The 24969-nt window shown below is 40.9% G+C and carries 15 protein-coding genes; 13 read left to right on the forward strand and 2 right to left on the reverse strand.

From position 1 onward, the window contains the following. Window position 1 precedes the first annotated feature (1 nt). The 11 genes from mads7 to QE417_RS14385 all read left to right on the forward strand — a co-directional run bounded on the left by mads7 (window position 2) and on the right by QE417_RS14385 (window position 20659). A complete protein-coding gene (mads7, locus tag QE417_RS14335; RefSeq protein WP_311951105.1) occupies window positions 2-1564 on the forward strand; it encodes a methylation-associated defense system protein MAD7 in 1563 nt (520 codons plus the stop codon). 1 nt (window position 1565) lies between these two features. Further along, the gene (mads8, locus tag QE417_RS14340) at window positions 1566-7001 is read left to right on the forward strand and encodes a methylation-associated defense system ATP-binding protein MAD8 (protein ID WP_311951106.1); all 5436 of its coding nucleotides are present in this window, start codon (window positions 1566-1568) and stop codon (window positions 6999-7001) included. Further along, on the forward strand, window positions 7001-7705 hold the full coding sequence (locus tag QE417_RS14345) for a PP2C family protein-serine/threonine phosphatase (RefSeq protein ID WP_311951107.1): 705 nt from the start codon (window positions 7001-7003) through the stop codon (window positions 7703-7705). The genes mads8 and QE417_RS14345 overlap by 1 nt, the downstream gene beginning before the upstream one ends. A gap of 1122 nt (window positions 7706-8827) precedes the next feature. Next, window positions 8828-10186, forward strand: coding sequence for an alpha/beta hydrolase family protein (locus QE417_RS14350; protein ID WP_311951108.1), 1359 nt, complete (start codon window positions 8828-8830; stop codon window positions 10184-10186). A 135-nt stretch (window positions 10187-10321) separates the two neighbouring features. Then, on the forward strand, window positions 10322-11569 hold the full coding sequence (locus QE417_RS14355) for a YdcF family protein (protein ID WP_311951109.1): 1248 nt from the start codon (window positions 10322-10324) through the stop codon (window positions 11567-11569). A gap of 31 nt (window positions 11570-11600) precedes the next feature. Next, a complete protein-coding gene (locus QE417_RS14360) occupies window positions 11601-12482 on the forward strand; it encodes a hypothetical protein (protein ID WP_311951110.1) in 882 nt (293 codons plus the stop codon). Window positions 12483-12839: 357 nt separating this feature from the next. Further along, entirely contained in the window at window positions 12840-15635 is a 2796-nt protein-coding gene (locus QE417_RS14365; RefSeq protein WP_311951111.1) for a SusC/RagA family TonB-linked outer membrane protein, read from the forward strand. Further along, window positions 15613-16122, forward strand: a complete 510-nt coding sequence (locus tag QE417_RS14370; protein ID WP_311951113.1) for a hypothetical protein — start codon at window positions 15613-15615, stop codon at window positions 16120-16122. Before QE417_RS14365 ends, QE417_RS14370 begins: the two co-directional genes overlap by 23 nt. Window positions 16123-16134: 12 nt before the next feature. Next, the gene (locus QE417_RS14375) at window positions 16135-17673 is read left to right on the forward strand and encodes a RagB/SusD family nutrient uptake outer membrane protein (RefSeq protein ID WP_311951115.1); all 1539 of its coding nucleotides are present in this window, start codon (window positions 16135-16137) and stop codon (window positions 17671-17673) included. A gap of 55 nt (window positions 17674-17728) precedes the next feature. Next, the gene (locus QE417_RS14380) at window positions 17729-19780 is read left to right on the forward strand and encodes a glycoside hydrolase domain-containing protein (protein WP_311951117.1); all 2052 of its coding nucleotides are present in this window, start codon (window positions 17729-17731) and stop codon (window positions 19778-19780) included. Window positions 19781-19798: 18 nt separating this feature from the next. After that, window positions 19799-20659 carry a glycerophosphodiester phosphodiesterase family protein gene (locus QE417_RS14385; protein WP_311951118.1) on the forward strand — a complete coding sequence of 287 codons (861 nt, stop codon included), beginning with the start codon at window positions 19799-19801 and terminating at the stop codon, window positions 20657-20659. A gap of 492 nt (window positions 20660-21151) precedes the next feature. On the opposite strand, the gene hisS is transcribed toward QE417_RS14385, so the two are convergent. Continuing rightward, a complete protein-coding gene (gene hisS / locus QE417_RS14390; RefSeq protein WP_311951119.1) occupies window positions 21152-22621 on the reverse strand; it encodes a histidine--tRNA ligase in 1470 nt (489 codons plus the stop codon). Window positions 22622-22990: 369 nt separating this feature from the next. On the opposite strand from hisS, the gene QE417_RS14395 reads away from it, so the two are divergent. Next, window positions 22991-23929 (forward strand): DUF6607 family protein, encoded by a 939-nt coding sequence (locus tag QE417_RS14395; protein WP_311951120.1) that lies wholly within the window; start codon window positions 22991-22993, stop codon window positions 23927-23929. 77 nt (window positions 23930-24006) lie between these two features. Here the strand turns inward: QE417_RS14395 and QE417_RS14400 are convergent, their stop codons facing one another. Then, entirely contained in the window at window positions 24007-24585 is a 579-nt protein-coding gene (locus tag QE417_RS14400) for a porin family protein (protein WP_311951121.1), read from the reverse strand. A gap of 121 nt (window positions 24586-24706) precedes the next feature. Here QE417_RS14400 and QE417_RS14405 point away from each other — a divergent pair, with 121 nt between their 5' ends. Continuing rightward, complete coding sequence (locus QE417_RS14405; protein WP_311951124.1) at window positions 24707-24922, forward strand: hypothetical protein; 216 nt, start codon at window positions 24707-24709, stop codon at window positions 24920-24922. Window positions 24923-24969 lie beyond the last annotated feature (47 nt).

A 24969-nucleotide genomic window follows, 5' to 3' on the forward strand; every position in this document is an offset into this window, starting at 1 on the left:
TATGGCTATAAAACTAAATAAAGAAGAAAGCCTGTTCAGAAATGAGTTGCTTTTTACAGTTGATGCGAAAGCTGTTAATATTGATAATACTCTTGTCAATTTGTTCATGCTACTCAAACATAACGGAATACGTCCAAAACAAAGAGCGCGTTCCGGCGGAAATACTTTTATTGAAATACCCACTTTAAAAAAGGTTTTCGCAAAGCTTGAAGAAGATGGTGCCGTTACTGGTTTTAAAGAAAACCCAGAAGCAACTGAATTATGGATAAGAAGTAATTTAGTCAATATGGTTTTTAGAGGCAATATCGATAAAGAAAAAATATCGTCGCTTAGGCCTATCCATTTAGAATGTTACAGAGTTCGAAATGCTGCTAATACCAGAGATTACAATACTGCAGATCAGGTATATTTAATGTTAGGCATGAATCCTACAGTTAAAGAGGATTTAAAAAACTTCCTAATGGAGGGCTGGGATCAAACTACTAATAAAATTAATGTGTCTAATGGTTTGGATGTAGACAGCCTGGGTTTATTGCATATCATAAAAAATGTTAAACCTGGTTTTTTTGAAAGCAACTCGAATCTTAACCAAATATATCCTGTTCTTCAAAAACAAGCGGAATTGTTTTGCGATGACGTAAGAAGGTTATTGGTATACAAAAGATTAATTCCAAGAAACGTCTTGATTGATTACCTTAAAACTGTCACCTCCTTTCACCTTTCACTATATATTCAAAAGTTAATTTATCTGCTTCCTAAAATGATTAAAAGCGGCAAAATTGACATTCTCGACGATTGGAATATTGTTTTGGATGCAACGGACAACTATGAAAGTAAAGTGGCAAAGATAGCTGCTGATGATGCCGAAAGTTTAACTAATAAAATCTATGATTATATAAAATCAACGTTTCAGGTAAATGCTGCCTTAAGGCGATTAAAGTTAGATAAGAATAATTCAGATAACCTAAACAAGGCTTTTAAAATATTAAAAGAGAAACCAGCAGATTTTGAAATCTATTTTGAAACACAATGGGACAATCTGTATAGTACTTTGGAAGAAGAAGACAAAATCCTCATCCAAGATATGGTACGGTATGAGGACACTTATTTTGACCGATATATTGAAACGATACTCAAAACAAGGGGAACATATCAATATCGATTCAATAATCAACTGATTGATAATCTTTCTCAAAAAAATAATGAACGAGGTTTTATGGCCCAAGGTAGAAGCCGAAAACATCCAAAGCGATTTGTACTTGGAACTCGGTTGCTTGAAACTTTAGTTCAAATTCTTGTTCTGGAATCCAAAGAAAACCAGTTTAACACCAGGACCTTATCAATTGAAGAACTTATTCAAAATATTCGGGATCGTTATGGCTTAGTGATAAATGGTTTAAATGAAAAACGCTTTGAAGATGCCGACTTACAAACGCACCTAGCCTTTAAGGAAAATGTGGAAGCGTTTAAGAAAAAGCTTCGCCAAATAGGTTTTTACAACGATTTGAGTGACGCTTACATTCTACAAAGAATAAGGCCACGTTATGAATTAAATGCGCAGTAAGATGGAAATGCACAAGACTCCTAATACCTATTACAAAAAAATAATTGACCTTATTCTTCAACTACATCAGGATGATCTTAGTCAGGCTATTCCTGGTCACTGTATGAAAATTACAGGTCTTGGAATAGGTGAGTTAGATTTTTTATGGAATGTTATATATGTTCAATATCCTGGAATTGAAACCTACATAGTTTCTGATGAACAGAAAGATGATAATAAATTTATATCAGCTACTAAGCTGATCGAACTTAGAAACAGGCAAGAAGCGCCATTATTGGTTTTGATTCCTTCAAACAGCAGGACGGCAGCAGAAGATTCGTACGGTAACGCTACATTCAAAGAAATTTCATTAGACGGGATTGAAGTTAAGCTAAAAAATCAGCTGCTAGCAAATGTTCCAGAAAAACGAGCCTATATCCTAAAAAATGAAATTTTAAATTACCTAAACTCATATGATTTAAATACAGTCAATATAATTAAGTATTTAATAGCATTGGAATCCGACGGTTTTTCAGATGAGGCAATAGGTAATCATATTTATCTGTTAAACTTAATTCCGGATACTAAATTGATACTAGAGCCGGAAAAAGTAAGATCACGGCTTAATTTCAATATAGCAAGTACAAACCTACTAAGTACATTTAGCAAACCACTATACGATAGAATTTCAGAATTACCATTAAAACCCAATACCCTACAAAAGACTCTAGTAGATTTTATAAAGGCGGAAAACGAAGCGCGGAATGCTGAAGATATTTGCAGGATCATTTTTGAAAAATACAGCCATTTGAATTTCGCGCAATGGGAAATTCCAGATTTGGATTTTACGCACATTAAGCTATTTGCCGAGGAAATAAAATCTGTCGACTTCAAAGTAGAAGAAGGAAAAAAAGTTCTACATATTGAAGAAAATAAGACTTCTAAAGTTCGTGTTAGATTTAGTACTAATCCCTATCCTAAAGACATTGCCGACCTTAAGTTTTTTAAAGTCATTTTGATGGCTGTGGACGGAGGTGCGGGCGAAGAAATATCGGTATTACGACAATTAAAGAATACAATTTCTACACGTCCTTACCGTGAAGCAACGGTTGAATTAAATTCTAACGTTATTGAAGAAGGTTCGTACTTTTTTAAGGTATTAGCGGAAGACGAACATGGGAATGTTTTAAATGCGGATGACGATTTTAAGGATACTAAAATTCAAAAAGGCTGGGAAGAAGCCAAAGTACTTGACGATAAAGCCATAAAAAGTAATTTTCGGTATAAGCTTTCGTGTGATACAGAAGACTTTGATTATGTAATAGACGAAACTGTAGACCGTGACAACGATCAACGTAAGGACAAGCTGAATAACGTTTTACAGGCCTATTTCAAATATAAAATTGAAAAACTTAAATCAGACCTTGAAGCTGTAGACCCTATCCCATCTGAACACTCTAATGTTTGGATAAGCGATTTAAAAAAGCACAATTCAATTTTTCATATTAATTACTCTGAAAAGCACAACTACCAAATTACATTGTCCTCAAAATTACGGGAGATTGAAAATTCGTTTCTCAATAATGGTGATTGTTTTGGCTATGTGAAAGGTACTCTTAAAAGTAATTCATCCGCGGTTGGTTATGAAAACTTGCAATTTGTCGAAAGTAATTTGACAGATATTGTTCCCTCGGAGATTATTCAACTTAGACAAGAGATTTTTGCTTACATCCAAAATTCAAATGATGCCGGTAATGGTGTGTTTGAAACAGCAGATATATATAAACATAAAGATCTGATAAAAAATTACATTCAACTTTTCACAGATTGGACTACTTCCCTTAATGAGCAGGTTGCAAATGATGAGTTGAGTGCAGAGGAACGCAGTAAAATCCAACATTTTCTTACTGAGCTACAAATTCTTGATATTGCAAGAATAAAAACTAAACTTCCCAACGGTGAACGCACGGAAGCACTTTTGTTATCTCCTTTGCATCCATTAAGATTAGCCTGGACTTTACAACTTATTGAAGTCTTTAATGAATGGGAGCAAAAAACAAAGGAATATTCAGGCTATAAAGATTCTTGGACCAAAAACCTGGACTATTTGTTTGAAGGCTTACTATCGCCTGAAAATAATCCGTTGGTTTTAGTTGAGCCAAATTCGTTCAAGAATTATCATTACTCTGGTGAACTTGCTTATGGTTGGGGGTTGTACTTAAATGTGTCGTCTGATGAGTCTAAGAATGGAATGACTTCTGTTTCGAGACAAATGAAACATTATTTACGTCAATTATTTAATATAACGAAGGACAACTATGTGGAAACCGACATCAGCCAGAAACTGGTTGTTCGACACTTTAAAAATTACCTGTCACAACATCCTTACACCGACAAGCTTATAATAAATCTTATAAATTCTGGTGATTCATCTGTATTTGCCGATGCCTTTGTTGAATTAGAGCGGGAAGAGATCTTTAAAGGAGTTAAATATGAAGTAAGAATTTTTAAAGGTGATGATAAAATCATTGAACATGGCGAGGCTTTAAAAGCCTTAATTAATCCGGAATTTAATGTTACTGAAGAAGCAGAAGCTTTTTCCCAGCCATCAAAAAATAGGCTTTTTCCAAAATTAAGATTCTCCATTAATAGCCTAACTGATTATTTAACCACCCCGTTCAAATTTACATCTCATTTAAGCTTTTTAATCAGTCCATTCCCTATTACAGTAGAATTGATTAAACCACATAAAGACGATCGTAATTTTTATCTTAACGGCCTGTTAACAGAATCAACTGTGAACGTTGATGAGGATAATAATGAAGTAAAATGGAATAGATTCATCCGTCCAAATAATCTGTCCATTAATTATTCCGGCGCAGGCGTAATAGGCATTAAACTATTTGAAAATATCCAATCTTTTATTGCAGGCGCGTTAGCGTCAAAACAAACCGATTCTGTTCCCTCCACGCAATTAAGATTGAATGATAGGGACAAAGTTTTATTAACTCATTTGCATGACTATTCCGATTGGGTGATAACTTTTGACAAAAATTTAGGCCCTCAGATATTCGACCAGCCATCGAAAGACGGAAAAATACCATTTCTCCTTGATTATGTTCCAGGAGAAGAAGTTTCCGGAATTACTTCCTACCTCACTACCAGACCAACTTCTGAAGTATTGGGTCTCCTGGGACCACATTTTCAAGAATTCAATTTGGATATTCATAAAGCTGAGGATGAAAAGAAAATAAAAATCTTGCTGGAAGATTTACGAGCGGTTAGTAGTTCTTTGGTATTACAGCTTAACTCTTCGAAGAATAAAGCATTTGAAGTGATTGGCTCAGCATTCACAAAGCGGATACTAGAGAAAAAAGGCTTTTTAGAAGAGTCATTTCTTATCCCGATTGATCTACATCAAAATCTTTTCGAAAACTTACCAATAGATAGCAAAAGCAGGGCAGATAACTTATTAGTTTCTATTGATCCAGAGAAGAAGGATATAAGCATTTCGATAATAGAAATCAAGTGCAGAAAGTCACTGGGTGAGGCAGAAAATATCGAACTCAAAGAGAAAATTAAAGAACAAATTGAAAATACAATAACCGCGTTAAGAATACATTTTGATCCTGAGTTTCATTTATCATTTGATAGGTTAGATAGAGAAATAAAGAATAAAGAATTAAAGTCGCTTTTGAGTTTTTATATTGAGCGGGCACATCGTTATGAATACTTGAGCGAGAACGCATATGAAAGCTACCTTGCGTTTTTGCAAATTTTGGATGCCGGATTTAAGTTAAAATTCAACAAGCTCGGTTTTATTTTTAATTTTTCTGCTTTAAAAAAACATCAGAAAGAATCACCGGAACATGATTTAACTTTCTTCACTTTTGGGGGTAAATTAATTGAGGAAATTCTTGATCCAGATTCCGACTTGAATACCAGAAGGTTGGAAGACAATGAATTTGACATTGAGTTGAGCTCTGCACTTGGTACAAATAACTCCCTGAAACCTTTTATACAGAAATTTCAATCGAAAGAACCTAAAAAGCTTGAGGCAATAACCGAAACACATCAGTACGAACCTAACCCAATACGAGCAATTTCCACAATTCAGACAGATGTTGAGGTGACAATTGCGGCTGAGCCGAATGAAGAATATATTGTGACTTCCCCATTAAATAATCAAATCGCGAGTGACGACGAATCGCTCGTTGATCAATACCCTAGCAACGATTCTCACATTACCCCTGACTACGACATACTTATCGGTAAAAGTTCAGATAGTACTCAATTTGGGGTTCTGGGTGAAAGCAAACATGGAAAAAAAATCGCCATAGACTTGAGCGAAACTAATACTATCAGTCTTTTTGGTGTACAGGGCGGAGGTAAGAGTTACACGATTGGCACCATTTCAGAGATGGTTTTAAAGCAATTCAATAATATAAACCAATTACCCGCGCCTCTTGCTGGTGTAATATTTCATTATAGTGAAAGCATGGATTATGAACCAGAATTTACGTCCATGATTTATCCAAACAACCAAGAGACTGAGCTTAAAAATTTAAAAGAAAAATATGGTGCTGAACCAGATAATATCGACGATGTAATAATACTTACTCCAAAAGACAAAATTGAAGAAAGACAGTTGGAGTATCCTTCTATCAGTGTTCTGCCGATTGCATTCAATTCTAAAGAATTGAGCGTCCAAGATTGGATGTTCATCTTAGGTGCAGTTGGAAACGATTCCGCTTACATAAAGCAACTTAAAGCTATTATGAAGGAGCATCGAAGAAATATCACATTAGAAAGTATTATAGAAAGTGTAGAATCCTCCGAATTACTTTCAAATTCACAAAAAGCATTAGCAAGGCAGAAATTAAGTTTTGCAAGTGAATATATTGATGACACATATATGCTTCGCGAATTACTTAAACCAGGCAGATTAATCATTGTTGATTTACGGGATGAGTTTATTGTGAAAGACGAAGCTCTCGGTTTATTCGTTATCATGTTAAATATCTTTTCGGCAGTAAAAAATTCTAATGGTGCGCACTTTAACAAATTTATTGTTTTTGATGAAGCGCATAAATACATGGACAATAAAGATCTGACTGGTAATATCGTTACAGCCATTCGTGAGATGCGACATAAAGGGGTAAGTATAATGATTGCAAGCCAAGATCCACCGAGCTTGCCGAACGAAATAATTGAATTAAGCTCGATTGTTTTATTACATAAGTTTAATAGTCCTCAATGGTTAAAGCACATTCAAAAGTCAATTACTCAACTTTCATCTCTTTTACCAGGTGATATGAGCACATTAACGCCAGGGGAAGGATTTTTATGGGCTACGAAAGCAACAGACAAAGGGATTTCTGTAAAACCAGTAAAAATCGCAACAAGACCAAGAGTAACTAAGCATGGTGGTGGGACAATTCAGGCAACAGGAAAGTAATGAAGTCGATTATGCACACACATCCTGGTAAGAGAGATGTAAATCAAGATTTCATTTTAGCTAAAAACTTGAATTTCGATGGCTTTCTGTTTTTGGTGGCCGATGGAATGGGCGGTTACCATGATGGTGAAATTGCATCACGTTTGGTTGCTGAAAATATTTCAACGTATCTCTCCACTGCTAACGATATTAATATAAACAATATCCAGAAAGCAGTGAATAAAGCGAATTTAGTTATAAGGCAGTTTAAAGAAAAATCAGGCCAGAAGCTAGGAGCAACCGTAGGTGGCGTCGTTCTTGCATCAAATCAAGCATTGTGTTTTTGGGTTGGCGATGTCAAAATATTTCATTTAAAAAACAATAAGCTTCAAAATGAATCTTATTCACACACATTAATGAATGAGGTAATTGATAACAGTTCCATTACTGATACTAAACAACTAAATAAGTATAAGCATGTGGTCACTAGATCTGTACAAGGCGAAGTTGAACGTTCGAAAATAGATTATTTTAAAATAACCAATTTTAGTGACAGTGATTCTCTATTTATGTGTTCAGATGGAGTCACAGATATTCTTAGCGGAATTCAAATTGAGCATATTTTTAATTCTTCAAATACGCATACTGATGCCATGAAAATTATAGAAGATAGGCTGGTGAATGAAGCAAGCGATAACTTTTCTATGATATTGATAAGTTGTTAATTACTATGACTTCATTTGTTGCTTGCAAGGTATCATATTAACAAATCTTATTAACGTGCATTAAAAAGCGGTAACTAGTGCGAATTTTCCTCCTAATCCTTATCTTTACGATAGAAAAAGTTCTTTAAAAACAACTCATGGTTACTCAAATTATACGGTGACTTTTAAGGTGCCTCTGTTGGTTTCTGAGTTTATAAATAATTGATATTTAAATAAATATGGTAATGGTTCGAGTCCCGTCCATTCCGCTAAAAGGGTATAAAAACCCACTGGAAGCGCTTAAATCGATGATTTAGGCGCTTTTTTGTTATTATTAATTTATCAAACGTCTTATATTCTGGCTATAGAGAATTTCAGTGTCTTAGAATGAAATCAAAGCGCCATGAATAAGGTACATTATAAGTTAAAACGGATACTTTCACAACGAATATCGTTTCTTCGAAATCTTTTACCAATTACTTAACTCCCAAGTCAACGATGTTGAGTTTTTAAAAAAAAGCCGGCAAAGATGGCAAGCCCATAACACACTCTGGTACACCCAAATAAAATGGCGATTGTAGCAGGCAGCTGCGCAACCGTTGATTGTTAAGTGTTATGACAAGCAGGTCCGGCTCGTCATTATTTATCAACATTATAAAATGGATGATAGGGCTTATTCATAAGGATGCTCATCAATTTCTGTTTATACAAAAATTAAAGCTAAAATAGTTGAAGTGAGGGTGAAGAGTTCATGAATTTATGATAAGATAAGTTATGCAAGAATAAGTAAAATAAGATATTTAAATTTATCATTTTCAATGCCAGGTCTTAGATCATTAGACAGCAAATTCTATAAAAGTTAGAATCTTTCGCCGATTAGACTTGAGCCGTTCGTTCAAATGCTTTGTCTTTGTTCACAACTTTTCATGCGTTGAGCTTCTGGAATTCGAATCAGCTTCTTTATGGCAACAATCGCAAGACAGTTGACTTAATGTATAGCAAGCATAATAAAAGTCAAACATCGCTTCAATTATCGAGTGCTTCAGCGATATACCCGCAATTAACTTTGCCGGTATAAGCAATAACAAGTATTTTTAAAAAATTTGAATACGGAACACTTGTTTACAGGTCGGTATAGCGTTAATGATACGATATTTTACTCTTCTGCTTTTAGTTATAAGTATAATTAATTGCTCTGCAGCTTCCGGTACATGGGAAAGTACAGTTACCGGTTGTAATATTAAGTTTACCGCAACCGAAGCCACAACTCCGGCTAAAGACTTTGCTGGCAACTATGTAACCGTAGTTTACCTCGAAAATCTTAACCTTAAAAACGCAGGACGAAACTCAAATCAGGCAAACGTAGCATGGCTTCTGGCTCAGGGTTACCGGGTTATTGAATTGAACTATGCCGGTGATAAGCGTACTGTTTCGCCGGTTATTAATCAAGATATTATGGCCATTAACAAAGCCATTGCTAATGGTAGTTTTTGCGGCTACAAGGATTGTTCACACGAGCAGTCGTACGTTTTATTTGAGGGGTACCGCATAGTACGCAATGTGCCATATTTTAAAGATGACCCAACGGTGTATAACAGCCCTATCGAATATAAAGAGGGCGTTTACCTGAAAATGGACATCGTATACCCCGCTAACCCTGCTAAGCCAGTGCCGGTTATATTATCGTTCTCGTACAGTAACAGCTATGCAACTTATAATGGCGGGAAAAAAGCCTTAACCGATGAGCATAAAAATCAAAGGCTAAAACTGGAATACTCCCTTGCTGCTTTTAATGATTCGTTTTTAGAAGGCGCGCCTGCTAATGGCATGGCCTGGGCTATAGCCGATCATCCTAAGTATTGCCAATGGGGTAAAGGTAAACCGGTTAATGGCCGGGAAGATACTTATAAATCATACCAAACCAATCCAGATGCAGCACGGAAAGTACGGTCGGCTGTGCGCACATTGCGTAAAATGGACAAGGAGTTGGGGTTATCGGGTAAAATAGGGATTTATGGTTTTTCGCGCGGATCAACGGCAGGCTCTTTGGCCGTTGGCGATAGAAGCGTAGAGGGTATTGATACAGCCGGATTTAATACCGGCACATCGGCTAAGGTTCAGGCTGCGGCTCTTGGCCCCGGGGTTTTTGATTATACACAGATTTACAATATCTTAAATGATGGCGATGGTAACCTGGAAACCCGTTGCGTATGGGCTTGGGGAGAGTTGGATAAAAATTATGCATTATGGCGATCTATGGGTTCGGCTTACTTAGTGCAATCATCTGCTTCGCCGGTTATGTTTTTTCATAATACCGATGATGATTATTATTATCAGGATCAGATAGCTCATTTTAAAGCCAGACTGGATTCGCTGCACGTCCCTGTTTCAACAATGGTTAACTATGGCAATGGGCACTCTGTTCCCCAAACCCCCGAATCGTTAAACCAGCTTTACCGCTTTTTTAGTAAGTATCTTAAGCCTCTGGCAGTGCGTAAATAAGTTAGCTGAACTCTGAAATGAATGCAAACGAGCACACGATAGTTTTAACGGAGTAAAATTGCCTTCATACATAATCCCTGCCTAACATTAACTTAATACCTGTTGTGCTTATTTGTTGCAAATAAATAAGCACAAATGAAGGTTAGGTTGTTGGTACTGCTGTTTATGTTAAGTTTGGGCAGCTTTGCCCAAAGTAATAAGCCTAACGCGGCTTATAAACTGGTTTCGGGGGGCGATTGGGTAAAGGCTAAAAACTATTACCTGCTCACGCTATTGCAGCATGATAAAGCGGCGCAATCGCTGCTAAAATCAGATGCCGAATTAAGTAAGCTCTCGCAGGCCCGGCTTAACGCCGTTCAAGCTTCGCTAAAGGAATGTAAAGATGCCTTATGCCTGCCCGCGCAACTTAAATTGAGCGATGCCGACATTAGTTTGGTAAGCCAGCGTTTAAAAGCTTTATACAAACCGGGCAACGCGCTGGATGTGTTGGTGAAAAGCCATCTTATTCCATCAGGCATGTATATCATGCACCAAACCCAATCACCAGCCAACTTGCTGGTTAAAGCCTGGGAGCAGGATGCCAACTATGTAAACTACACCATAAGCGTGTACGCCGAAGGTAAAAAGCCAAACTATCCTCAAATAGATTCGATAAGCTTCGACGTAAAAAAGCGGGCTTATTATATCCTGATGTATGATTGTTCAACCGAGGTTTCAGAAGGTTTAAAAGCCGATGCCCTGTTTTATGAGCCATCGTTACATGCCGCACTCACCTACCTCGAAATTAACGAGCGCCGTAACGCAGCCGATTACGAGCCAATGGCAACTACGGCCAATAAAACTGCTGTCGATAGGGTAAAGCTGATCAAGTGGGCAAGCTATCCGTACTCGCATATACTGGTGCCGGGTGCCGGTCCCGAAGAATTAATTACGCCATTAAGCGGCGAGGGTATGTTACGTTGCAGGGCTGCTGCAAGGCAGTATTTTGCAGGCAAGGCACCATTTGTAGTGGTATCAGGTGGAGCGGTGCATCCGTTTAAAACCAAGTTTAATGAGGCTGCGGAGATGAAAAAGTATATGGTGGAAGTATTGCACCTGCCCGAAAACGCCGTGATCATAGAGCCACATGCCCGCCATACCACCACCAATATACGTAACGATGCAAGGCTGGTTTTTCGTTACGGTATGCCGTTTGAAAAACCGGGACTAATTGTGACCGATAAATACCAAAACGATTTTATTGTGAACATGGAAAAGCGCTGCCTCAACGAGTTAAAATATGTGCCTTATAAACTGGGCAAGCGCTTATCAGATACAGCGCTGGAGTTTTACCCCGTAATTACCTCGTTGCAAATTGATGCCGACGAGCCTATGGACCCGTAGACCTGCATACATCCCCCTTAATTAAAACAAAATGAAAACAATCCAGCTGTTTATACCTGCTATTATATTATTGCTGTTAACCGCTGCTTTTGTGGGCGGCGAGGTGAGTATGACTGTTAACCGCGAAACCACCATTGATTCGTTAGGTGCATGTCAGGGTATATCGTACCAAAAAGGCCGTGTGTTTTTATACGGCGACCGCGAGGTGGGTATGATACGCGAATACCAATTACAGCACGACAGCTTGGTTTACATGAACAAAGAATATAAGTTAACCGAGAAAGGGCAAGACGTTATTGGCCACCCAACCGGTATTGCTTTTAATGGGGGCAATAAGGTATTTATTGGTAACTCGGTAAGGTTAAACCCCGAGGGGACCCAGTGGAAAGCCGTAATTTACCATGTAAACTGGAACGGGCTGCTTAAAACCGGTACGCTGGATGGTAACCTGCTTAAAACCATTGATGACGATGCCTGCATACAAGGCACCCGCCCCGAGTATGTAAAGTACAAAGGCAAATGGTACGTAGCCACCGCCGATTATGGTAACCACGGCAACGAGGTTAGGTTATACGACCCCGAAAAGTTGGCCAATTGCAGCAAAACATCAGAGCAGGGTGTGCTTTACAAAAAGTTTACCTGTACGCCCTGGGTACAAAACCTGCATTGGGTGGCCGATAAGGGCGTATTAATACTCATCCAAAACCAAATTGAAGGCCACAAATGGCGCTTTACCTATGTAAACTTCGAGGCATCGGTTAACAGCGGTAAAATGCAGGTTATTAAACAAATTGAGGTTAACCAGAAAGCTGATGAGCTGGAAGGTTTTACTTTTCTTGATAACAATAACAAGGGCATCGCCGTTTCGTCGGCCCGTAAAAATAATGTGAGCTACACCGCTACCGCCTGGTAATAGGGGGCTTAACATTAAGCTTATTTGTTTCTAATATTTATTAACACAAAATTAATATGCACGCGCTGTTGATTTAAGATGGGGCGGGTAGTTTTGTTGCCATTATGGTAAATAAAGGCGTATATGGTTTTTATTTAGCCAATCAACCAATGTTCTTTTTAATTAAATTTTATTAAAACTACTTCAACTCTGCAAATCATGGTGCCTATGTAACAGGTAAATACTACAAACAACGTATTTCAAAATACAGCCTCATCAAGCACAAAAAAAACCGGAGAGTGCGCCAACAATCGTCCGGTTAATGTGCCTGGTTGTCAGTTCAAATTATTAATCCTTACCAACCAACTTTTTAAAAGTATGAATAAAAAGATTACTTCCAATCTTTTGAAATCCACTTTGAACAGTTTTTGCTTATTGCTACTGTTCATATCGTGCTTCACTGTTCCTGCTGCAACATTTGCCAAAGCAGGAACCACTCTTCCCCCGGTTACCGGTACCGTTACCGATGAAGACAACCAGCCTATTGCAGGTGCATCGGTACATATTAAAAGCTCAACCCAGGGAACTACTACTGATGCCAATGGGCATTACACCATGAATGTTGAAAAAGGCACCGTGCTGGTATTTAGCTTTATTGGTTACTTAAACCAGGAAGTTACCGTAGGCGATGGCCCTATTAACGTTAAACTTAAAGTACAATACAATAAACTAAACGAGGTGGTAGCCATTGGTTACCAAACCATGCGCAAAAGCGATGTTACGGGTGCCGTATCGAGCGTAAAATCAAGCGAACTTAATTTGGCCGCCCCTACACTGGGTCAGGCCCTGGTAGGTAAGGTTGCTGGTGTGCAGGTATCGCAAACTTCGGGTGCGCCTTACCAAAGCACTAAAATACGCGTACGGGGTATTGGCTCTTTCAATGCCAGTTCTGACCCGCTTTATGTTGTGGATGGCTACCCGGCCAATAATGATGTTTACATCAATCCTGAGGATATTGAATCGGTAGATATATTAAAGGATGCGGCATCGGCTGCCATTTACGGTTCGCGTGCATCAGGTGGTGTGGTATTAATTACCACCAAGCGCGGCAAAGAGGGCAAAGGCAGGTTTGAGTACAACCTGCAAGTAGGAAGCGATCAGCTGGCCCATAAAGTAAAACTTTTAAACGCTGATGATTTTGCCCAGTTGGTAATTGATGGCCGCAACAATGCTTACCGCGACCTTTGGGAAAACGCTGGCAAAGTATGGAATGATGCCATGTACTCTGATGCTAATGCAACCCGTGTTACCAACGTAGGCAATGCAGGCAGCGTACAAATACCTACATACCTGTACAACTTTGCTACACAATCGCTTATTCCGCAAACGGTTAATACCGATTGGCAGGATGAACTTTACCGTAATGCCTTTTTTCAAAAACATACCCTTTCGTTTTCGGGCAGCAATAGTGGTACACGCTATTATGTAAGCGGTGGTTACCAAAACCAGCAAGGTATCATTTTAACCTCGGGGCAGGAGCGTTACAATTTCAGGTCTAATATTTCATCAGATATTAATAAACGCCTGCATGTTGATGCCAACGTATCATACACCTCAAACTATAACCGGGAGATACAGGAAGGCCGTTTTGACCACGGACCTATTTTGGGCGCGCTAATTTACATGCCATTCTTCCCTGCTTATAATGCCGACGGCTCGTTGGCTACCAACGCAGCGGCTGCACAATCGGCCGCCTTTGGTTTTCAGAGCATCGAAAACCCTGTTGCGCTGGCAACCCGTACCAAAATTAGCCGCAAAGGTTATCGTACCAATATTAATGGTGCAGCCAGCTACAAAATATTTGATGATCTTACGTTTAAAGCTAACCTGGGTACCAATACCTATAACGAAAAATATGATTACTACCTGCCTACCAGCTTAAGCAGCGGTGCTAACGCCCCGGGCTCAACTCAGGCTATTGCAGCAGCTACCGCTACGGCACAAAGCACTACCATAACCGACCAATTAGCCGAGTTTACCCTCAACTACGTTAAAAAGTTTGGCGAGCACAACTTTGATGTGTTAGGTGGTTATACCATTCAAAAAAACATGCGCGATGCCATAAGCGTTACCGCTAAAGGTTTCCAGAATGATAACGTGACCGAAATTACAGGTAAAGGTGCCGATGCCGCTTTCTTTACTCTAAACGGTGGTCCTACCGGTAAATCAAACTTTACCCTGTTGTCATACTTTGGTCGCGTAGCATACAACTATGCCGGTAAATATTATTTAACCGGTTCGTTCCGTGCCGATGGTTCATCGCGTTTTGGTCCCGAAAACAAATACGGTTATTTCCCATCGGTATCTGCCGGCTGGAATGTTTCGCAGGAGCCATTTTATCATGATCTGCTGGGCGAGCAATCAACCGTTAAATTACGCGCAAGTTGGGGTGTAAGTGGTAACTACAACATTGGTAACTATGGCTATTTTCAAACCCTGGCCAGCCCAACAGGTGTGGTTTTTGGTAACTCCAGCACTGTGGCAACGGCAACTTATCCAAATGGTATTGCCGATGGCAAGCTGAGCTGGGAAACTACTTCGCAATATAACTTTGGTGCCGATATAGGTTTATTTAAAGGCCGCTTATCCATCATCGCCAACTATTACCAAAGTTACTCAACTGATCTGTTGTACAACCAGCCAATTTCGGCAATATCGGGCAGTACAACTATATTAACCAACCTGCGCAATTCCGAAATACGTAACCGCGGTTTCGATTTTCAGCTGGATGGCCGTGCCGTTAGTGTAAAAGATTTTAACCTTAACCTGAGCGGTAATATATCTATTAACCGTAATATGGTTACCAAGCTAAGCGGTAACAATACCATCATCATCAACGGTGCCGAGCGTTCGTACTTAACTAATATTACCCAGCAAGGTCAGCCGGTGGGTATGTTTTACGGCTTTAAGGTTGCCGGCATAGTAACGCCCGATAAGTTGGGCAAAGTTGCCCCTTCGGCATCACAATCAAACCCGCTTCGCGTAGGCGATTTGTACTTTGAAGATACCGACGGCAATGGCATTGTTAACGATGCCGACAAAACCGTTATTGGTAACCCATACCCTGATTTTACTTATGGTTTTGCCATTAATGCCTCTTACAAAAAAAATTGATTTCAGCGCTTCGTTCAACGGCTCAAAAGGTAACGATGTGTTAGACGGTCAGGATTATTACCTGTATAACATGGAAGGCTCGGGAAATAACTACGCCGATGTGGTTAACCGCTATCGTAACCCGGCAAATCCGGGTAATGGCACAGTTTACCGTGCATCGCGTGGTGGTACACAAAGTAACAGCACCCGTTTGTCAAACTTCTACCTGCAGGATGGTTCGTTTTTGCGTTGTAACAACATTACATTGGGTTATACGCTGCCTAAAATTGCCAATGGTAAATTGGGTATATCAAGCGCCCGCATTTTTGCCAGCGTGGTTAACGCGTTCACCATTACCAAATACAAAGGTTATAACCCCGAGGTTGATTATAACTATACCAGTGGCGCATCGAACAGCACACAGCCACCAAACCTGGCTCCTGGTGTAGATTATGGTGTTTACCCATTGGTACGCTCATATAATCTTGGTTTAAGAGTAGCATTCTAACATCAACTCAAAATGAAAAAGAAATTTATAAATACCGCATTTGCCGCAGCCTTAATACTGCTGTCGGCCTCGTGCAAAAAAGAGTTCTTAGAACAAAAAGACCCTAACGCTATCGAACTGGCCACGAGCTTTCGTACACCTGATGATGTTTTGAGTGCAGTGAATGGCATATATCAATCATTACGTAGCAGTAATAATATTGGCGAAAACAGTGGCCTCTGGACCGATGAGCGCTCAGACGATACCGGCCGTAACGATAACCAGAGCAACGCCGGCGAACCCTTCCAGTTTGGCGATTTTTCGATACTGCCCAGCAATACCTATCTTAAAAGTCATTGGGTATCGCTGTACAATACGGTTGCGCGTGCCAATACCGTGCTATCAAATATTGATAAGGTAACCTTTGCCGATGCCAATATTAAACAGCAATATACTGCCGAAGCCAAGTTTTTGCGTGCCATTGCCTATTTTCATTTGGTGCGCACCTGGGGCGATGTGCCTTTGGTAACCAAACAGCTTATCACCCCCGAAGAGGTTGCCGAAAATACCTTCCGCACCAAGCAGGCCGCAGTTTACGCACAGATAGTGGCCGATTTAAAAGATGCCCTTAACAGCAACCTGCCCAACCTACAAACCGGCGCAGGCATTGGCCGCACATCAAAAGCAGCTATAAACGCTACACTGGGCCAGGTTTACCTAACCATGGCTACCACGCAAGATCAGGCTAACCGCCAAAGCAACTTAAATGATGCTAAAACATACCTGTTAGCAGCATACAACGTACGTACATTTGGTGCGCTAAGCACAATTCCGTACACCGATGTTTTTGATGTAAGCAAAAAAGCCACCTGCCCCGAACTTATATGGCAAATTGTAAACAAGCAGGGCGACCCTACTTATAGCTCATCAATTGCGGCCAACAACCAGGCCACCGGCGAAAATATCAATTCATTAAAAGTGGTTACAGGCGTAGGCGGTAACGTAACCCCCGATTTAATAAAGGATTACGAAACCAACGACCCGCGTATGGCCTTTTCGGTAAAGTTTGCCAATGCATCGGCAGTACGAGATTACTTTATCACCAAGTTTAGAGATACCAGCCCGGCAGCTTCGGCCCTGGGTTACGGTGGCAACGATTGGATTTTAATACGTTATGCTGATGTTATACTGATGCTGGCCGAGGTAAGCAACTTATTGGGCGATACTGCAGGTGCTATTCAGTATTTGGATATGGTACGTGCCCGTGCAGGTGTGCCTTTATATGCGGTTGCATCGGCTACGCCGGCTTACAGTGCTAAATATCCAACATTAAAGCTGGCTATTTTACACGAGCGACGCGTTGAACTGGCTTTTGAGCACCACCGTTGGTTTGATTTACTGCGCACCTTTACTACCGAGGAGCTGGTAAATTACTTCAAGAGTAAAGCGCAGGCCGATTTTGGTATAGCCAAGCTGGCCAACTTTAGTACAAAAGACCGTTACTACCCTATACCGTTTGATGAGGTTAAACTCGACCCGGTAAAAATGTACCAAAACGAGGGTTATAAATAATATGCCTTACAGGAGGAAAGAATCTTTCCTCCTTTTTCTTTCTTTGCTGTATACAATGAGAAAACTTACTACCATCCTGCTGCTTATGTTTGCTGCAGGCGCCTCGGCTCAAAACACCCAACAGGTTAACGTGTTCCTCGGCTCCTCAGGCGATCATGGCCAAATGTCTCCCGCCGCTTCATCACCGTTTGGCATGATGAGCATTGGGCCGCAAACCTATCCAAAACTGCACATGGGTTATGAACACAAAGCCAAAACGTTTTTGGGCTTTACCCATAACCGCTTTGAGGGCGTGGGCTGCCAGGGTAGCGGCGGCAACATCTTAATCAAACCTTTTATGGGCGATGATGATGCCAAAACAAGCACGTTAACCAAGCAAACCGAAAATGCCGGTCCGGGTTTTTACCAGGTGGCATTTACCAATAAAATTAAGGTAGATATAGCGGTAAACGGCAACAACGGGGCAGAAGAGTACACCTTTCCGCAAAACAGTAAAAAAGGTTTTTATATTGATTTGAGCCACACGCTGGCCAACAAATTTGTAGCCGAAGAGCACGAAACCGGACCCAACGGCATCAGCGGTTGGGTTGACTCGAAAACTACCTGTAACGTGGGTACTTACCGCGTTTACTATGCGCTAAAATTCAATACGCCGGTGCAGTTTAACGAAATTAATAAACACCGGTTAACAGCCGGTTTAAATAATAGTGTAAATAACGTACAGCTTAACGTTGCATTCTCAAGTGTTGACTTGGCGCACGCTAAGGCAGCTCTTAATAACAATGGCTTCAGCATCACAAAAACCAATACCGAGGCCGCATGGAACAACCTGTTTGGCCGTATTAAAGTTAAGGGTGATGCCGGACGCGAGAAGCTGTTCTACTCGTTGCTTTACCGCACTATGCAATCGCCTTATCTGGTATCCGAAAAAGATGGCAGCTACCGGGCAACTGATGGCAGTTTGCAGAAAACCAAAGGTGAAATTTACAACGGCTGGGCCATATGGGATAACTACCGCACACAGTTGCCTTTGCTGGCCATGCTTTTTCCCGATAAGTACAAGCACATGGTAACCTCCATTGCCAACATGTACAAGTATGGCAAAAAAGACTATGCCACCCAGCACGAGCCCTCTAACACCGTACGCACCGAACATGCCATTGTGGTGTTGCTGGACGCTTACCGTAAAGGGTTCGATGTTGATTTTAAAGGCATCACCGATTCACTGATTGCCGATGTAGACAGGCTCGATTTTACCCATCCCGACAAGGCGCTGGAGTCGAGTTATGACGTGTGGGCATTATCGCAAATCCTCAAAATTACCGGTAAAACCGAGCTGAGCGTTAAATACCAACAAAAAGCACTTCAATACAAAGAGTATTGGAACAAAGATTTTAAAGACCTGACTAAGCCCGATGTAGACAAGGTATCGGCACGGGCTATGTACCAGGGTACCATTTGGCAATACCGCTGGCTGGTGCCGTTTGATAGCAAGGGTTTAATAGAACTAATGGGTGGTGAAGAAGGCTACCTGAAAGAGTTGAATACTTTCTTCGACAACGATTATTACACCCACGCCAACGAACCCGATATACAGGCCCCGCTCATGTACAATTTTACTTCGCAGCCCTGGAAATCGCAAAACCTGGTGCAGAAGTACGCCGTTGACACCGTGGTGCAATACTACTTTAATGATAACAGCCGTGGCATCGACCCATTTGTGGATGTCATCTACCAAAACAAACCCGATACCTACCAACGCACCATGGATGATGATGCCGGTGCGATGTCGGGCTGGTATGTGTTTGCTGCTACGGGCGTGTTCCCGGCTTGTAGTGGCTGGCCGGTTTATTATTTAAGTGTGCCCCTGTTTAACGAGGTGCAGCTTAACGGTGCAGGCAAGGCTTTCACTATAAAAGTTGAAAACTTTGGCGCGAAAAACCGCTACATACAATCGGCTACATTGAACGGCAAACCCCTTAACCGCAACTGGCTAACCCACGACGAAATTATGAAGGGCGGAACGCTGATAATAACCGCATCGGCCCAGCCTAACAAAAGCTTCGGTACGCAAAACCAATGGGTATCATCTGTTGATATGCAATAAATCATTTTAAACATCATTATGACAACAAAGATATTTTTAAGTGCGCTCTTATTATTGACCGCCATCGGCGCATCGGCCCAAAACAAAGTAATGGTTGCCGCCCACCGTGGCGATTGGCGCAACGCCCCCGAAAACTCCCTGTTGGCCTTTAAAAATGCCACAGCAATGGGTGTTGACGTAGTTGAGCTTGATTTAGCTAAAACCAGCGATGGGGTAATTGTTATTATGCACGACCAAACCATCGACCGTACCACCAACGGCAAGGGCAAACCATCTGACTTTACCTTCGACGAGATACGCAAGTTTGGTTTGCGCAACGGTTTAGGCCGCGTTACCAACAACCATATCCCAACCCTTAAAGAGGTAATGCTCGAGCTTAAAGGCAAGCCCGTAATGGTAAACCTCGACAAAAGCTGGCCGTACTATAATGAAGCTTATGCCATATTGCAGGAAACAGGCACTTTAACTCAGGCTATTTTTAAAGCCGAGGTTACTTACGCTGAACTGAAAGATAAATACCCGGCTTTAATAAGCAAAATAACTTACATGCCAATAGTTAACCTTGATAAGCCTGATGCCAAACAAATTATTACTAATTACCTGAAAAACATGAAGCCTTATGCCTTTGAACTTAACTTTAAACAAGACACCTCATCGGTTTTAAAAGACAATAAATTTATAACCAGCAAAGGGGCAAAAGTTTGGCTCAATTCGTTATGGGCATCATTAAATGCCGGACATGAAGATGATTTGGCCGTAGAACAAGGCAATACTAAAGACAGCTGGGACTGGCTGATAGCCCACGGCGCAATGGTATTACAAACCGACAGACCCAAAGAGCTGCTGCAGTATTTAAAAGCAAAAAAGCTGCATAACTAAAATATGCTTCACCGGTATTAAACAATGAACGGCCTGCTTTTACAGCAGGCCGTTCATTGTTTACAAGAGTTTGTACTGGTTTTTTGTTGTTGTTTTGCCCCGTTAGGGGCTACCTGTTTATAGCAAATGAATGTTAGAAATTGCACATGCTCCGTTAGGAGCTACCCTTAATTCATGTATGTTTTATAAGGGGAGCTCCTAACGGAACATAAAAAGCATGCCTGGTCTTTCTACAAACAGGTAGCACCTACGGCGCATCTTGTATAGTTGAAAAGATGTGAATACTTTTCTGTCTTCTGGCGCAAGTATGTAGCGTTGACAAAAACGGTGGCTACTTGTGCCTTGCAACTATATAAGGCACAAGTAGCCACTTCACTCCCCAGCCCTACATACTTGCGCCAGAAAATAGGAAAACAGTTTTAAAACTTACACGCCGTTGTCTGTGTCCTCACAGACAACTTCTTTCTTCTGTTGCCAGAGAATACGATTTACTTATTTAACCGCTTCCAATATCTCTCCAAACCCAACTTTTTGCTGCTCGCCACTTTGCATGTTTTTAAAAGTGAGTTGGCCGCTTTGTACCTCATCGCTGCCAATCACAACTACGTAAGGGATGTTTTTATTGTTGGCGTAATCGAGTTGTTTTTTGATTTTAGCCCCGGCCGGGTATAGTTCGGCATTTATTCCTGAAGTACGTAATTGCTGTAACAGAGGCAAGGCATAAGCCTCGGCTGCTGAATCAAAGGGCACAATTAATACTTTAGTGGTTTGATTGCTGGCTTCGGGGAAGAGTTTGAGTTCTTCGAGTACGTCGTAAATACGGTCGGCACCAAAGGAGATGCCGGCACCGGTTAAGCCTTTGAGGCCAAACATGCCGGTGAGGTCGTCATAACGGCCGCCGCCGCCAATGCTGCCCATATAGGTTTCGTTGGTTTTTACTTCGAAGATGGCACCGGTGTAATAGTTCAGTCCGCGCGCCAGGGTAATATCCAGTTCAACAGTTGCCTTTTGCAGGCTGAAGCTTTGCAGATAAGTAAAAATCACTTCCAGTTCGGCAATACCTTTTAAGCCAATATCAGATGATGCAAGAATGGTTTTCAGCTTGTCCAGTTTTTCGGCATTGGCACCTTCTAATAATATTACCGGTTCTAAACGGTCAATATCTTCCTGGGTAAAACCTTTGGTCAATAGTTCGTTTACCACGCCATCGAGGCCAATTTTGTCGAGCTTATCAATGGCTACGGTCATGTCCACAATCAGTTCGGGCTTGCCAATAATTTCGGCAATACCGGCCAGTATTTTGCGGTTGTTTATTTTGATGGTAAAATCGGTAAGGCCAAGCTTGGTCAGGGCTTCATCGTATATCAATATAAATTCGGCCTCGTTCAGTAACGAGTCAGAACCCACCACATCGGCATCACATTGGTAAAACTCGCGGTAGCGGCCTTTTTGCGGCCTGTCGGCACGCCAAACCGGCTGCACCTGGAAACGCTTGAACGGAAAAGTTATTTCGTTTTGGTGCTGAACCACGTAACGGGCAAAAGGTACGGTTAAGTCGTAACGGAGGGCTTTTTCGGAGATTCTTGGAGTGATTTGATTTATAGAAAGCAAGTGTTGTGCTCTATCTTCTTTTATTGGATCAGAAAGCGGGTTTAGTGCTAAATCTGCATTAGATGAATCTTTATTACCTCCATTAGCAATTAGTCTCATAGTTTGTGAGTAAAGCTGATGGTCACTCAAATAATCACCACTATTTAATACCTTAAATATCAATCTATCTCCCTCATCGCCATACTTGCCCATCAATGTGGCTGAGTTTTCCATGGTCGGGGTTTCAATTTGTTGGTAGCCGTATTTGCGGAAAACTGATTTAATGGTGTCGAAAATATAATTGCGTTTTACCATTTCGGCCGGCGAAAAATCGCGCATGCCCTTAGGTACCGAGGGTTTAACAGAAGCCATGCGGCAAAGGTAATAATTTTGGCTTTGTTGCATGTCGCCGCTTACGTATTGAAGCAATGCATTATTAAGTCGGCAACAACGGTAATTTTTAAATAAATGCGATGGTGACAGTATCTTGTCAGTGTTCAAGGTGTTCAACTGCGTTCCAGTCGCTCAATACGTTTCATGAAACACTAAATTGAACACCGCGAAAAAACCGTAACTTTTCGTGGAATTTCGTGGTTTTTAGAAGTAAAATACGACCGATAGCGGGGAGCTCTAACCTATAATTTACTCTTAGCAAGCGCTTTTCAATTGTTTTTCATCAATTGTTGCAGGTAAAGATAATTATCTCTTTATTTGTATTTAGATTTAATCTAAATAATAAATATGAATAAACTCATCCTTACACTATCAGCTATAGCCTGCCTTGGCACGGCTAGTGCACAATCTAAGTTAGACCAGGACCGGACAGCCATTAAAGCTTTGGCAGGTTTTTACAAAGTAACCTTTGATTATGCCGAAACTTTTTCGCCCGATACAGCCTACAAATTTCATGACCGATACCACTCATGGGGTAACGAATGGGCAGTAATTGCAGAAGAATCTCCTAAAAAAATTGTGATACAACACCTGCTGGCCATTAGCGACAGTATGGTTATAAAGCACTGGCGCGAAGATTGGGTGTACGAAGAACCCACTATGCTGGCTTACGATAAAGACAATACCTGGAAAAAAGTTAAACTCGCTCCCAACAATGTAAAAGGCCGCTGGGTGCAAAAGGTTTACCAGGTTGACGATAGTCCGCGTTATGAAAGCATTGGCACCTGGACCCATGTTGACGGCCGTCATCAATGGCAAAGCGTAAGTGATTCGCCACTTCCACGCCGCGAGTACACTAAACGTAACGATTACAATGTTTTACGCCGTGGCAACAACATTTACCTAACCCAAACCGGTTGGATGTTTGAGCAGGACAACAAAAAAATTGCCCGTAATGAGGGCACCGATAAACTGATATCGGAAGAAAAAGGCCACGAAGAATTTACCAAAATTGATGCTAAAGCTTTTGCCTACGCACAAACCTGGTGGAACGAACAAAAAGCATACTGGGCCGATGTACGCGTAGTTTGGGATGATGTTTTTCGTACCAATAGTACCATTAAACTGGCTAACAAGCTGGAAGGAAAATCGCTTTATGATAAGCTGTTTACCCTGGGCGATCAGTCGGTAAAAGAGAATTGGGCATCGGCCAAAAACAAATCCGAAGCACGTAAAATAATCGACAAGTACTTAAACGGCGGCGTTTCAACCGCAGCTGTTAAGTAAGATTTATTATTGTGAAAAAGCAGAAGGGCTATCCGGTTTCGGATAGCCCTTCTGCTTTTATAAATACTACGATGCGCTTACAAAATCTTAAAGCCAATGCTCAACGCCCACAAGTTAGCACGCTGACCGTACTTTTCATTGATTTTAGTTAAGCCGCCCTCGTAGCGTAAATCGGCGGTAATGTTACCAATATCAATACCGCCACCTACCTGGTAGCCTAATGTACTGTTTTTGTATTCGCCAAAATCCTGAATAGCGGTTTTAACATTGTTGTCTTTGCTCAGGTTGTACGAGTAAATTGGTCCGGCCATGGCACGTACGTTTAATGAGCCTGCGCTAAATAATTTACGGCCAAGTAATAAAGGCACGTTCAATGTGGTAAAAGTTACTTTACCGTTTGCCGATGCTGTATTACCACTGCTGCTGCCTTCAAACTTACCGCCACGGCTTCCTAAATAAAGTTCGGGCTGTAAATACCAGCTGTTACCCACACGGGCAAACAAACCTACCTGGTAACCTGCCGTGGTCGACTCTTTTAAATTATCGGTATTAATTTTAGAGAAATTTACACCGCCCTTAATGCCTAACGTGGCTTGCGCTTTTGCGCCTGCAATGGTTGCAACCAGTAAGGCTATACTCAAAATGTACTTTTTCATAAGTGTTTATTAAAATTTAAGGTTATGTGTTAAGATGTTTATAACAGATAATGGTTTAACACCCACAACAGAATTTTTGTTGAACCTGCTGTGGATAAGCTTTTTTTATATTTTTGTGATTATGGCACAAGTAAGTATTAGTAACAAAGATTGGCCCCGGGTTAAAATTAAACTCAAGCGCAAATATAATCATCTGAGCGAAGAAGACCTGCAATATACCGAAGGGCAGGAAGACAAACTGATTACCACACTTGCCGAACGGGTAAACCGTAATGCTGATTATGTGGTGTTTACCCTCAAAAAAGCGCTGGTAAATATTGATAATAACCGACTGTAACAAAATTATTTCGCCCTACGTTTAAAACCGCGGGGCGTTTTTGTATC

This window comes from Mucilaginibacter terrae, from assembly GCF_031951985.1.
Taxonomy (GTDB): domain Bacteria; phylum Bacteroidota; class Bacteroidia; order Sphingobacteriales; family Sphingobacteriaceae; genus Mucilaginibacter; species Mucilaginibacter terrae_A.